Source organism: Bacteroides sp. RTP21281st1_H5_RTP21281_210402, from assembly GCF_040918965.1.
Taxonomy (GTDB): domain Bacteria; phylum Bacteroidota; class Bacteroidia; order Bacteroidales; family Bacteroidaceae; genus Bacteroides; species Bacteroides congonensis.
Genome location: NZ_JBCOWR010000021.1, coordinates 1 through 14,838 on the forward strand (window position 1 = coordinate 1; position 14,838 = coordinate 14,838).

Below are 14,838 nucleotides of genomic sequence, written 5' to 3' on the forward strand. Positions count from 1 at the left end.
ATATATTAATAACCAATAATATAGAAAAGAAATAGCAAATAAGAATATAGTAATAAATATAATGCGTCTGCCCTGTTGCACTCCAGTACACAGGCTTGTGCACTCTAGTGCACATGCCTAGGCACTCGAGTGAACAAAGCTGTTTACTCGAGTGGAACAAGACAGATGGCTATAGAAAAACATAGCAATGATTAATCAAAAACATAGAGACAACAGGTGAACGACATAAAAACAAGCTATAAAACACAGGAAGTTGATAGGGAGTTGATAGGGAGTTGACAGGGTGATGGATGAGAAATGCGATAAAAAAGAGAAAGAAGCCATGAGAATTATGCTAAAGCCAATGAGAAACAGTTGAAATAGCTATGAGAAACACATGTTTTTTGAGGTAAAATGGCTGAAAAACAATGAGAAATACCGTTTCTTATTTTATTTGTCATGCTGATATATTACTGATTAACAAGAAATTGACTTATAAACAATGAGAACATGAGAAATGAAAATGAAAAATCGTTCCTAGTAGAGATTTAAGTTTTTCCGTAGTCTCCCGCTCTGCCTGAGCCTATCCAGTAAGGAAATAAACTCCAAACACCTACCCTTTCCGCACGCCAATCCCTAAAAACAAAGAGATTAAACGTGGAAAAGGGTAAATGTAATATGATTCAATCCGGCAATCTATTGGCGGAACAAAAAGAATTGCGGACGAGTATATAGCTGTATATCTTTTACTTTACCGGATAAGAACGAGCCTTCACGCACTTTCACCCGTAGGGCAGAAACTTTATATATCTCCTTCATGTCAATAATAATCTGATGAGGATGGGCAGAACCGACAGTCGGATCTGTATGCCAAAATGAGGAGACATCGCCATCGTATAAGTTCTCTCCTACTCCCAAATTTTTATCAGACAGTTCACTACTTACATAGACAACTTCCCATTTTGTCTTATCAATCGCCTGTCCCTTATCGTCCAATAACTCGACTTCCGAAATACAAGCCTGATTGTCATCGGTATAAGAAGAAAGCGTTTCAATGCAAAAATGGCGTAATGTTGTGGCAACGGGAAATTCAAATAGCTGCCAGTCATTGGATTCCTGTACGGTGGCTTTCAGCGCAATATCTCCCTTTTCAAGAATCGGAGTTCCCTGGACGATACGGCGTTGTCCTTGTTGGTAGTTCTTATCCACTCCCAGGCTGTCGAGTATGGGTTGGCCCAAACCTTGCAGGATACGGTTTCCGGTATCTTCCATTTCAAAGACAACGATTTCATTCTCCCCTTCTTTCAGCCAGGGGGCAGGCACGTATAAAGTCTGCTGCGGGCCGATGTTCCAAAAACGTCCGAGTGATTTTCCATTTACCCAAACAGCGCCTTTTCCCCATTGGCTCATATCGACAAAACAATCCCCTTTCTTTTGAAGGTTGAATACGCCCTTATGGAAAGCCGGAACTCCACGCACCGGTTCGCCGAAATTCAGTTCGGACACCTTTTCTTTATAAAGAGGCAGCGGAGTAATAGACCATCCGGTCAGTTTTTCATCTCCCCATAGCACTTGGTTTGTAATCCCTTTGCGGTTGAACTGTATATCAGGGCCGTAGTTGACGCGCCCTGTGTTTTCTACCAATATCTCCAAGACGGCAGGCGCCTGGGGAATATCCAATAGTACGTTATTCTGATTGTAACGGCGATCCAGGCTTGCCACCTGTTTTCCATTCACCAGAATCACGGCATAATCACGCAAGTCCTGTATGATCAGCTTTTGTTTTCCCGCCTTGTTGATGGCAGTCTGATAATGTATATATCCGAAATCAACGCCCAGGTCTTCCATTGAAAGTACATTTTCTGATTGAGTAGTCTGATGGAAAGCAGATTTCAGGGGAGCACTCTCTTTCAGTTCAATCGCAGCAAAGGACGTTGTCGGATTATCGGCAGGCACATCAGGCAATACGGTTCCTTCAGGCAGATATTTCTGAATCACTTCCCTGAAAGCATGATATTTGGGGTAACAGTTTCCCCATTCGCCCAAAGGCGCGTCATAGTCGTAGCTTGTGGGTTGCGGACGATAGCCGCCGGCTGTATTCGCCCCGTTCGTATACCAGAAGTTGGTTCCGCCATGAAACATATACATGCTGATGGATACGCCATGTCCCAACATCCAGTCCAGTTGTTCCGCCGGACGCTTATAATCGACCGTCGAATGATGCTGTCCCCACACATCAAACCATGCCGGATAAAATTCTGCCACGAAATACGGGCCACCCGGATGATATTTGTCTATAATCTTAAAAATATCTTCGCTGAATACACCGTTCAATGTCGGCAACGCCCCGTCGATATGTCCGGCCTCAACCTGTCCGCCACCGTCACAAGTAAACAACGGGACATTGAATCCCGCCTCCTTTATCATATCGCGGAGAGCAGCCAGATATTCCTTATCCGCATCGTAAGAGCCGTACTCGTTTTCCACCTGCACCATCAGTATGTTACCGCCATTGTTGATAGTCAGCGGAGCCAGTTGTTCGCCAAGCGCCTTGATGTACCGTTCGCAATATTGCAGGAAACGGGCGTCCTTGCTACGATAAACCATATCCTTTTCCTTCAGGAGCCAGGAAGGATAACCACCGAAGTCCCACTCCGCACAGGCATAAGGCCCCGGACGAAGTATCACATACAAATCCTCTTCCTGTGCGAGACGGACAAATTCGGCTACATCCGCCTGTCCGCTAAAATCAAACTCACCGGGTTGGCTCTCATGGAAATTCCAAAAGACATAAACCGATATGGTGTTCAGCCCCATCGCACGGGCTCTTTTCAGGCGGTCGCGCCAATATTCGTGAGGGATACGGGCATAATGCATTTCGCCACAAATCAATTGTACGTCTTTCCCGTCGATGTTGAAAGTTCCACCGTCCAGCTTGATACGTTCTTTGGGAGAGCAAGCCAGGAACAGGAGTGGAATTAGCAAACCGAGTAATGTCCGACAAAGTTTTTGCTTATTCATGGATATTAAATTGTTATATTCTTATTTTATCTTGTCATACCTATTGCACAAACGCATGACGGAATTTATTTATTTTATTCCATCCGCCACGCGTAAAGTCAGGAACGGCAACCGAAGCCGAACCATTTTCGATGGAAAGGCGGGTCAACTCCGCCATACAACACCATTCTGCCAAATCATATACATCCATATCCAACGGCAAACCGTTGCGCAGACAATACACCAACCGATAATCCATGATGTAATCCATACCGCCATGACCACCCACTTTCCTGGCTGTCTCTTCCAGTTCCCGGTGAATGGGGTGTTTGTATTTGTCCATTATTGCCTGTTTGGCTTCTTCGGACATGGAAGCGTGCGCGTTCAGGTTCTCATGGTTGGGGACGATATGAGTATCCACCTGTTCGGGACGCAGGCAATATTCTTCGACCGGGTATTTGCTGGCATATCCGTCTGTGCCGACCAATTGGTACATACGGCTATAGGGACGCGGTGTCATTACATTGTGCTGGATAAGCATCGTCTTGCCATTTTCCGTACGGATGACAGTAGTCGTCTGATCACCATTCTGGAAATCTTTCACTTCCTCGCCCGTTGTTTTTCTGATATATGCAGGCCCGTTGACCGCTTTGGTGTCCATAGCCACCAGTGTCTTCATCCTGTCTCCCCGGTGAATATTGAGCAACTGGCAAGCCGGACCGATGCCATGTGTCGCATATATGTCTCCCCGGTTATTACGATTGTAATCCATACGCCAGTTGTTCCAATAGGAAGTCCAGTATTCTTCAAGGTTATGGATATAAGCGCCTTCTACGTGCAGAATCTCTCCGAACACTCCCTGTTGCGCCATGTTCAGCGTAGTCAGTTCGAAGAAGTCGTACACGCAGTTTTCCAGTTGCATACAGTGCTTGCGGGTTCTTTCGGACGTATTGACGAGACTCCAAATCTCATCCAGTGTCATGGCAGCCGGCACTTCAATAGCCACGTGTTTGCCGTGTTCCATGGCATATACCCCCATTTCGGCATGATGCTTCCAGTCCGTAGCTACATATACAAGGTCTATATCATCCCTTTCGCATAACTGCTTCCATGAGTTTTCATCTCCATAATAAGCCGTAGCTTCGGGCAAACCGGCTTCTTTGAGAATATCCTGCGCCTTTTCCACGCATTCCCGGCGAATGTCGCACAAAGCCTTGATTTGCGTGCCCGGAATATGAGTGAAACGGGCAACTGCTCCCGGGCCACGCATCCCCAGTCCGATAAATCCGACCCGTACAGTGTCTATCTTGGGAGCTGTCAACTGAATGACATCTTCCTGCCCCGAAGGGCGCTCCATAGTAGCTACTACAAGGGGTTGTATAGTTCCTTTCTTCTGCCCGCAGCCGGAAAAGCCGACAAGCAGAAGTAGGGAAATCATTAAATTGAAATATATCCTGTTCATAACGTTCTTTCTTCTTACAAAAAAATATTAGCGGGTAATCTTATTTACAATCTCCGTCAAAGACATACGTGGCGCATCGTCTGCCATATGCAGGTTCTTTTCCACCCATTCGCGTTCCCAATGAAAATAATCGGGCGCTTGCGCTGTCTCTCCGCGAAGCAAGGCGCGCTGATAGTCAAAGTAAACCATCCAACGATCTTTGTAGTAGGTGTTCATCATGCCCGCCCATTCTTTATAGGCATAATCATGCAAATTGTCTTCCGTCGGTATGTGCTCGCCCCAATAAGTGATAAGCATCATCAGATTGTGGAAATTGTTCTTTTTCTCTGCGGCGGTATTACCTGCATCTTTCGCTTGCTGCTGCCAGGTGCTCAGGCGGAAGAACGGGTCTTGTGCCAATAGTTCGTTTTCGGTATCTATCATATCGAGGAAGCGGGATACTTGCTTTTCATACTTTTGCGTATCTTTCTCCTGATAAGCAGTCATTATAGCATTGAATACCGAATCGGCATCATTCGCTATCACTTGCCGCAGAAAGTGTATCAGGTCGATGCGATAGGTACGGACATCACTGAATTGGGGCATTGCCCTGGCAAACAGGAGTGCCGCTTTTCGATAAAGCTCCGTGTCGTATTTCTTAGCCAGTCTTCCCCAGGAAGAGACGGATTTGAGTTCCAACGCCGGACGCGCACATAAGATGTTTTCGGGCGGGCCTTCCTGATAACCGACTTCACTGCTATAAATGGATTTCAACATCATTTTCCAGGCAGTCCGTATATCATCGGTGATGCGTCCATAACGGGCTGTAATATAAGATTCCACCCATTGGTCTACATCTACGCGGTCTTTGTGCCACACCAATTCAAGCAACAGTTCATAGGTAACCGGGTTATTATTAATGCCTTCGGGCAAAATGCCTACTCCCTTCATATATGATGCGTATTCTCCATTCGAAGCACGGTGAACCTCATCGGCAAAACGTTGCAACTTTCCGTTGATGCCCGGCCTTTCGCCAAAGTTAGTGACGGTAGCCCAGATGAAAGGAGTTCCCTCGTAGCCTTTGCGAGTCTCCCAGTTGTTAGTGTTTTCGCCGAATAATTCCTGTACCAGTACGTAGCGTTTATCCAGTTTCTCAAGCAGTCCCGGCTTCGGGTTGTCCTGCCAGCCTTGCAATACCCAGACGGATTCCGGGAAGTATTTCTGCATTGTTTTCTGTATAGCCCGGCCTGCGTCACCCAACGCTACACCGTCCGTTGCTCCGCCTTCGTGAAAAGGATCGCCGGAGAAGAAACGGATATCCGCCCCATACAAACGGCGGGTTTCTTCATAAAATATTCCGGCTATACGGTCGAATTCGGGATCCGTCGGGTCGAGAATATCCGGCCTTATGAAAGCTCCCCAAGTGCCTTGGGGGATGATATGCGCCTTACTTTTGTTTTTCAGGTTGCTCGGCACCATTCCGTAGAATCCGGGCATCAACGGTTCGATGCCCAGTGACTTCATGCGTTTCAGCATTTTCTGTACGAGTTTCTTCCGGCTGTCTATCTGCGACTGGGGCATAGGGCCGCCCCATCCTTCGATATTTCCCATCAGCCACCAGGCATTATAGGCAGGGCCGGTGATAAACTCGGCAATCTCCTTTTCCGAATAGTTCATCCGGCGGAGCGTGTTTTGCCATACAGCTTCCGAGCCGTTGGCTACCAGCATCAGGTTAACGCCGTTGAGCGCCATCCAGTCAAGCTCCCACTGCCAGTCGTCCCAATCGTAGAAACTCATGGTATAATTAAAGGTACAGTAATTCAGCGCATAGCGATATATAGATGAGGTTTTGACTGTTACGGGTTGGTCAATGACCGGAAGCTCTGTTACGGGGGCGAGCTGGTCACCAAGATGCGACATACTGCGATGGCAGTAATACTTCAAGTACCAGTTGACACCGACTGCCGCCGCATTTGCGCCGGTAGCCTGAACCAGTAGTTTCTTATTTACTGTCTGCAATGTGAAGCAATCGCCGTCCGAAGAGGGCATTGCCTTGAACTGAATATGTTTACCCAGCCACGGAGCACGACGGGACACGAGTTCCCGCACACCGTCGAACGGAGCGGCATAGGTATGGGCTGCCGTACACAGCAACACAAAAAGAATAGCCAGAGAGTGTTTCAATATTTTCATGATTTGTATATTTGAACAAGTAAAAGGGCAGATACTTTATTGATCGGCACCTATATTAACAGAATGAATCTCACAACGCTTGTCACCGTCTATGTCGAACATTCCGATGACATATCCCCGATATACAAGACCTGTGCCGATGGCCGGCGAAGCGGATTTCAAGTGTAAGTCCGGTTGTCGCGTACGGGTGCTTTTCAGCAGCGGGTCTACATTGAACACCGATGTCCGGTCGCCGCTTGCGGCCTGCCAGGCGGAAAAGTCGGTATATTCTTTGCCGTCCCACATCCATTTATGGTTTTTCTTGTTCGGTGAGAAGTAGATATTGCCGCCGATAAAGTTATTCTTTCCCGAGGTGGTGTATTTGCGGATAAAGATGTCTCTGTCCGACAGGGCATAAATGATATTGTTGGCTATCACATTCTCCTCGCACAATTCGGACAGGCGGATTTCACCTTCACTGCTGTTGTCACGGTCGTTCACTTTCAGGTAGTTGTTTGTGCCGTCCAGTTGTCCGCCTTTCAGGTTGTTGTTGAACAAGGTGTTGTTCACCACATAGCAACTTTTGGTGCTCAGCCCGTCGAAACCGAGATAGGCTCCCATATAGATGCCGGTACGGAAGTTGTTGTACACGAAATTGTTGCGTACGATGCAGTCCTTGGTTTGCAGTTTGTAGCTTTCGCTGCACAGCCCGATTCCCCGGTCGCATTCAAAGACTTCATTCTGTTCTACAATCGTATTTCCGTTGCCGCACAGGTAGATGCCAATCGCTCCGCCATTGGATACGGACTGGCTCCAGTAATCCTGTGACTTTTCGTGCGTGCAGCGATATACTTTATTGCGGCGCACTATTCCGTTACGCGCATAGTTGACCGAAATATCGCCATGAGGATTCAGGTTATCTCCGCCTGCGATAATGATACCGATGTTTTCCACATCATGCACTTCATTATCCTGAATCGTGAAATCGACCACGTTGCCTGCCAGTGTGAAGGCTTCGCTTGTGCCGCTATGAATCTCGAATATCTCGCATTTTTCTATCAGCAGATTACGAATCGGGGTGTTGTCGTTATTACCTAACACCAGAATGGCATGCGCACTGCGCCAGTCACCTTTGGCATCGACCAGCGGGCAATCATTCTTTATGTCATATACTTTGCATCCCCGAAAGGTGATATTACCGGAAGTACCGCTTATATAGATACCTTCCGGGTCGGTGTTGTTCTCCGAATCATGGGCATGGCAGATATGCAGGTTTTCAAATTGCATATAGTCGATGCTGTTAAGCTGTACCAGAGCATTCCCCCACCCTTTGATATACAGTCCGGAACCGTCTATCCTGGCTGTCTCGCCGGGATAACTTTTCAATGTTATCATCTTGCCGGGTTTGCCCGAACGTGTAGGAACGACAAATTCGCCGTATGAGCCTTCACGCAGGAAAACGGTATCACCGGGATTGACACGTTGCAGCGCGTTGGCTATCGTCTTGAGTGGTTTTCTTTTACTTCCATCATTCGCATCGTTACCGGTCGGAGCTACATACCAATGGGCAGGGGTAGCTCCGCACGCCAACAAGCTAAATAGAAGAAAGCTAATGAGCGAGCAAAAACTTTTTCTCATTTCTATTTTGCTTTTAATTGAAAATCATTGAGTTTATTTATTTCATTGCACTGTCACTGATCGGCACCTATGCTGATCGTCGTTCCGCTATAACGTACGTCACCGTCAATATCATAGTTGCCAACGAAATAGGCAGCAATGAAATGGCCTTTCCCCTTTGCTGGCGAACCCGGCTGCAAATGCAGGTTGGGATTAGGAAGACTGGGACTCTGCAACAAAGGATCGACATTATAGATTGAATTTTCATCACCGCTGGCTTTCTGCCATGCTGCGAAGTTCGTGTATTCGACACCATCCCAGAACCACTTGTGATTGGCGGTAGTCGGAGAATAATAGAGGTTATATCCTATTTTATTCTTGCTGCCGGACTTGGTGTACTTACGGACGAAAATATCCCTGTCGGTCACTGCGTATATGAGGTTGTTCATGATTGTATTGTTGGTACAATTCTCCGCCAGTCGGATTTCACCCTCACTGTCCTTTTCGTCATTGATGTTCGCTGAATTATTGCTTCCGTTCAGTGCACCGCCAACCAGATTATTGTGGTAGAGGGTGTTGTTTACTACATAGCATCCGGACGTACCGCCGATGGTATAGCCGATATAATCGCCCAGATAAATGCCTGTACGATAGTTGTTGTAAACAAAATTATTACGCACGATACAGTCTTTGGTCGCCAGTACATCACTCTCACTTATCAGGCCGATGGCACGGTCGCACTCCCATACAATGTTCTGTTCGATGACGGTGCTTGCGCCTCCGCAGACATATATCCCGATAGCACCATAGGCAGCGGGGTTATTATAAACGCCTTCCCAGAAATCTTTTGAGACCTGATGGGAACATCTGTATACCCTGTTACGTCTCACTACTCCGTTACGTGCATAATTCACGGATATATCGCCGCCCGCGTTCAGGTTATCTCCACCCGCCACGATGATTCCGATATTTTCCACATCATGCACTTCGCAGTCCTGTATGGTGAAGCCATCCACATTTCCGGCGATGGTCAGCGTCTCACTCGTTCCGGTGTGTATATCATAGATTTCACATTTTTCGATGGTCAGGTTACGTATCGGAGTTCCGTTATCGTCGCCTATCACCAGGAATGCATGCGCACTACGCCAGTCACCGTTGTTGTGTCCCGCAAGGCAGGTACTTTTTATATTATAGACTTTGCAGTTACGGAAAGTGATGTCTCTCGATACTCCGTTGATATATACCCCTTCGGGGTCGGTGTTGACGTCCGAATTCGTAGCGTTGCAGATATGCAGATTTTCAAAGGTCATGTATTGGATGCTTTTCAGTTGCACCAGAGCGCTGAACCATCCTTTGATAGTCAGTCCGGTTCCATCAATCTTGGCCGTTTCGCCCGGATAGCTTTTTACCGTTACCAGTTTGCCTTTTTTCCCCGAACGTGTAGGAGTGACAAACTCATGGTACGCGCCTTCCCGAAGGAAAATCGTATCACCGGGATTGACCCGCAGCAATGCTTTGGAGATACTTTTCAGAGGACTTTCAACAGTACCGCTGTTTGCATCATTGCCTGTGGTAGCCACATACCAGCTCACCGGTTCACTGCCGGAAGGATCACCGGGATTATCCGGGGCACCCCCGCCATTGCCCCCTTGTTCGTTTCCCGGTTTGCCCGTAAGCTCCTTGTCGTCATTGCCACATGCACTAAGACCTATGAACAAGGCAAAAGCCATTAGAATCATTTTCTTTCTCATCTGTATTTCTTTTAAAGTTGTTTACTCGTAAACAATTTTTCTTATTACATTATTCTTCTTGTCATAGACATAAATCACACCATTCTTGTCGACAGCAAGATCCTGCGGGCCTGCGAAAACGGCTGACGAGCCATTCGCGTCTACATATCCTTCCTGAGTACCTCCTGCCACCAAGCGTACCGTCCTGTTGGTCATATCGAGCAAACGGATACTTTGGTCGAGATTCTCGCCGCCATTCCACGAACCATTACCGGCCACGTAAATATCCCCATTCGAATCAATAGCCAAATCACACGGATACGTAAAGAGGGCGTCTTCAAAAGCTCCGTTCAAATATCCTGCCGTACCCTTGCCTGTCAGAGTCTCCGCTTCCCAAGTGCCCGCTTTGAATTTGACTATGCCATTCAGTATCTGATCGGCTCCGTACAAATTGCCTTCCTTGTCCAAAACAAGTCCTCTGAAGTTACCGGTAGCAATCTGGGTAGAACCGTCTTTTGTCCATTTATATATACCGCTATTGGATGAGACAAAAATATCTCCGTTGTTCTTATCCACAGTCAGCATCCAAGGTTCAAAGTCAGTCGCGCCGAGTGTGGTAACCACGCCGTCAGGGGTTATTTTCCTGATTTTCCATCCGAATACATCGGTCATGATGATATTGCCTTCCGCATCACAATCCATACCATAGAGTCCGTTGAAGCGGGCTTGTGCTCCTGTCCCGTCTACGTCACCTCTGTTTCCGGCGAGTCCGGCCAAAGTGGTAACAGTCCCGTCGGGAGTAATCTTGCGGACGCAGTAGTTGACACAGTCACCTACGTACACGTTTCCATCATTATCGACACAAATTGAACCTTTTCTCCAGTCTTCGGCAGGATCTCCCTTAGCACCGTCGAAGAAGAACAACGCTTCGCTTCCAATGCCATCCTGGTATCCCGGTTCGCCATTGCTGCTACCGGCAAAAGTAGTAACTACCGCTGAGAACGAATAGGTGAATGCTTCAATGGTGCGGACGGGCTCGCGGTTGGCAACAGTAACCGTCAACACACCGTCTCCCAACTTAGGCGGAACAATAGCCATGATATTGTTCATGTTGCAACTCAGCACTTTTAAAGGGATGTTTCCTAAGGTCACCGAGATATCTTCCGGATTTTCCGAGAAGTTCTTTCCGGTAATAAGGATTTCCGTTCCGGCACTACCACTGGTCGGATAGAAGCGGTTCACTACCACCGGACTGCCGGCATCGTGCCCGTCGTCGTCCTTACAACTGCTAAACAGACTCGTACTGCATACCAGCAAAGTCAAAGTAATATATTGAATAATGTTCAGTTTCATAAGACTTATCATTTTTCTACGGTTGTTATTTTCTTTACACAATTATTCCGGCGATCCAGCACGTACACCGTACCATCCTTACCAACGCATACAGAAGAAGGAGCACCAAAGGCAGCGGGCAGACTCTCGATGGTAGAGTTGACACCTGCATAGGAGAGCACTTCGAAACTGCTGTCCGTATTGCCAGATGTTCCCGAACCGGCGAATGTGGAAACCATTCCAGTTTTCTGGTCTATGTAACGAATACTCTGGTCGGCACTGGCTGTCGAAGCTTCTGCCGTACCATTGCCTGCCACCAAAATATTTCCGTCCGGCGCAACAGCGATTCCCCACGGGCTGGTAAATGTAGCTTCATTGTACGCACCGTCGGAGTGTCCGCTCCGTCCGCTGCCGGCTATCACAATCGGGTCATCCCAACGATCCTTGACATATTTAATAATTTGATGGGTTCCGATATTCGTTACATAAAGATCTCCCGTTGTTTTATCTACGTCCATTCCGCCCGGGCTACCATTGCCTGTGACAATCACAGTACCATGACTACTCGGATAACCACCATAATCATTCAAGTCCTTCAGAAGAATATTGCCATTTGAAGTCATACTGTAAAGCCGGTTACTTGCCTCGTCAATCGCCAGGCTGACAGCTACCTGCCATCCCATATAAAGGGCTTTTCCATCCGGTTCAAAACATATGGTTGCCGAAGTCCAGTCATCACTGACATACATATTTCCTTTACTGTCAATTTTTATATCAGTGGGACGCATTACTGCGTTATATGAACCTGCACCGCCATTGTCCAATCGCCAGTTAAGCCCCCAGTCTACATCATTTTCCGTTCCTGTACCGGCCACTTCGCTAACAGTTCCGTCGGGCGTGATTTTACGAATACGCAAATTACCGATATCTGTCAGATATACGTTGCCATCGTCATCTACTGCGATACCACCCCGGCGATATTCCCAATCCGCACACATGATATTAAATTCGGAACTTCCCGGCAACGTGGTGATCGTACGCTCGAACAAGAGGTCTTTATATTCAAACTCGCCCGTAGAAAGCGTTCTTCCGTTGAAACTGATGATAATAGGCCAGGAACCGAAATCCGTTTCGGGAATAGTCACTTGGAAATAACCTTCTTCTGCCGTACATTCTGCCGTTATGCCATTATACGTTGCCGTCGGATTCTTGATTTCTGCCGGTAGGTTCTCTACATAGATGCGTACTTTCGTCCCTACTTTTCCGTAAGCAGGAGAAAAACCTGTGATGGCTGTTTTCTGGAAAGCAAAGTTTACTTCTGATTGAGCGGTCTTTCCTTTTGCATTGATGACAATAGGAGCTGTCCCTATCGCTTCATTATCGGGAACCTCGACCAATAACTGTTCTTCATTGGAACGCAGGATGGAGAGTTCCACTTCATTGATGGTCACGCTGATAGAAGCCGCATCCAAGGGGAACTGCTCTCCATTTATCAATAATTGCGTGCCGCCTTTTCCTGTATTCGGAGCAAAGTCATAAATAGAAAGCTCTCCGGAGCGGAGCGATAATGACTTTTCATCATCGTCCGTACACCCCCCGGTAAAAATGGCTGCTGTCAGAATAACAGCCATAGATATATAGTATGAAATTGTTTTCATTTTGCTATCTTATTAATTTTATATTATCGGGTAAATTCTACCATCCCGGATTCTGTACCAAGCCACGTCCGCGGTCAATCTCCGTCTGATAGATAGGATACAAGTACATCTTATTATCCCAATATCTGGTCTGCAAGATTTTACGTTCATAGAAACCTTCAAAAGCAAAGCCTTGTCCCTGATCGTCAGCAAGTACATTCATACGATAGATCTTGCGGTTTTCTTCTTTCTCATAAAGCAGGCGGCGGGCAAGTGTCCAAAAGCGGTCGCCTTCGAAAGCAAGTTCGATTTGACGTTCGCGGAGAATCCATTCACGCATCTTTTCCTTGTTTCCCAAATCCTGCGGGTAGGTAGCTGTAATATTCGGAATACCTGCACGGTCACGGATTTCATTAAAGTAGCTGATAATTTTGGAATCTTCAGGATTGTATTCATTCATCGCTTCCATATAGTTCAAAAGTATCTCAGCGTAACGAATATGGATATATGGACGATATACCGCCTGGTCATTACGGATACTGGAAGAGGTACTTACTTTCTTCGCTACATTGTATCCGGTAAAGTCAGTCATCTGCGTTCCTGCACCCGATGAACCGGAATAGTAATATTCTGCTCTTCCGAATCCATCCTTATTCTTGTCGGATGAAAAGAAGTTGCGGTCGTCTACGGTAATGGCAGAAAGTACAGGGCGTCCATTGTAATGTACGGAAGCATAGAAACGGGGCTCACGGTTGACGTACATATTCGATTCTCCCTTGCGGTATCCCCGGTTTATTTCATTACGGACTTTTCCGTATTCTGCGGGGTCGTCTTCTTTCGCGAATCCTGCTTCGGTATAGTTCTCATCATCATTGATATCCAAGCCGTCACGAGTCAAGAATGCATCCACGATATTTTGTGTCGCATTCTGCATGCTATATCCGCCGTTTTTCGGGTTGCAGCGTTTGTCGTATCCCCACTGCCAGTCTCCGGATTTATGCGTAGCGAATATGACTTCCGCATGATTGCCGGACATAAATAAATCGCGGAAAGACAAATAAGGGTCAAAAGTTCTATCACCGCTTTCCGTATTGCGGTAGAGGTGATAAATACCCAAATCAATCACATCTTCGGCAGCCTCAGCGGCAATCCGCCACTTTTCGTTATCCTTGGTCTGCGGTGCCAGCAGTTCGCCATCCTTATTCTTGAAATCCTTAAAACGGGGATTTCCATTCCAAAGTTCACTGGCTGCCAGTAAACGTACTTGTGAGATAACGGCCAAGGCGGCGCCTTTCGTAGGACGTCCCAGGTATGCCGTAGAAGTCCATACCTCAGGAAGTTCGTCCAACGTAGATTCCATCAGTCCACAAACATACTCCACACATTCTTCAAAGGGACGACGCACGTATTTATTAAAGTCTTCGTCCTGTTCGACGGGCTTATCAAAAATCACAAACGGGCCGTACAAGCGTAAGATGTTCCAGTAGAACCATCCACGCAGGAAACGTGACTCTGCCTTGTATTGTATCTTCAGGTCTGTGCTCAGTACGCCTTCGGGAACACGGTCTATATTCTGTTCAAAAATAAGCGCTTTCTGGATACCCCGATAAGCGGCATTCCATTTATTATCTCCCAGTGTATTGGAAGGGCCCCAATTGCCTTCCACCATCTTACGGACATTCGTATTGGAGAATACACAAGAGCTTTCATCGGCAAAGCCAAATACGACCGGGTCATCCGTAGATAACCAAATGTATCCGTAGATATTATATAAGTAAGATTCTGCATCTGTACGGGTTTCCCAGATCATATCCGATGTTTTCAGATTCTCAGGCTTCTGATCCAGATAGTCACAGGAAGTGACTATTCCCATCACGCCAACAGATAATAATCCGGCAGCCAATATACGGTTAAATATTTTTTTCATTGT

General features: G+C 46.9%; 8 protein-coding genes. All 8 read right to left on the minus strand.

The features are described from left to right. Positions 1–675: 675 nt before the first annotated feature. From AB5443_RS21675 to AB5443_RS21710, 8 genes are read right to left on the minus strand one after another with little or no spacing between them, the layout of a single operon-like run. Positions 676–3,000 (minus strand): beta-galactosidase, encoded by a 2,325-nt coding sequence (locus AB5443_RS21675; protein ID WP_368114402.1) that lies wholly within the window; start codon positions 2,998–3,000, stop codon positions 676–678. 40 nt (positions 3,001–3,040) lie between these two features. Beyond that, positions 3,041–4,441: a Gfo/Idh/MocA family protein gene (locus tag AB5443_RS21680; RefSeq protein WP_195408714.1), complete on the minus strand. Its 1,401-nt coding sequence runs from the start codon at positions 4,439–4,441 to the stop codon at positions 3,041–3,043. Between the two features lie 27 nt (positions 4,442–4,468). After that, positions 4,469–6,613, minus strand: coding sequence for an alpha-N-acetylglucosaminidase (locus AB5443_RS21685; protein WP_368114401.1), 2,145 nt, complete (start codon positions 6,611–6,613; stop codon positions 4,469–4,471). Positions 6,614–6,649: 36 nt separating this feature from the next. Beyond that, complete coding sequence (locus AB5443_RS21690) at positions 6,650–8,230, minus strand: right-handed parallel beta-helix repeat-containing protein (RefSeq protein ID WP_073347371.1); 1,581 nt, start codon at positions 8,228–8,230, stop codon at positions 6,650–6,652. 53 nt (positions 8,231–8,283) lie between these two features. Continuing rightward, entirely contained in the window at positions 8,284–9,960 is a 1,677-nt protein-coding gene (locus tag AB5443_RS21695) for a right-handed parallel beta-helix repeat-containing protein (protein ID WP_073347370.1), read from the minus strand. 21 nt (positions 9,961–9,981) lie between these two features. Further along, positions 9,982–11,292: an IPT/TIG domain-containing protein gene (locus AB5443_RS21700; protein WP_229088309.1), complete on the minus strand. Its 1,311-nt coding sequence runs from the start codon at positions 11,290–11,292 to the stop codon at positions 9,982–9,984. Between the two features lie 8 nt (positions 11,293–11,300). Further along, entirely contained in the window at positions 11,301–12,929 is a 1,629-nt protein-coding gene (locus tag AB5443_RS21705; RefSeq protein WP_044654127.1) for an IPT/TIG domain-containing protein, read from the minus strand. A gap of 37 nt (positions 12,930–12,966) precedes the next feature. Beyond that, positions 12,967–14,835: a RagB/SusD family nutrient uptake outer membrane protein gene (locus AB5443_RS21710; protein WP_368114400.1), complete on the minus strand. Its 1,869-nt coding sequence runs from the start codon at positions 14,833–14,835 to the stop codon at positions 12,967–12,969. Positions 14,836–14,838 lie beyond the last annotated feature (3 nt).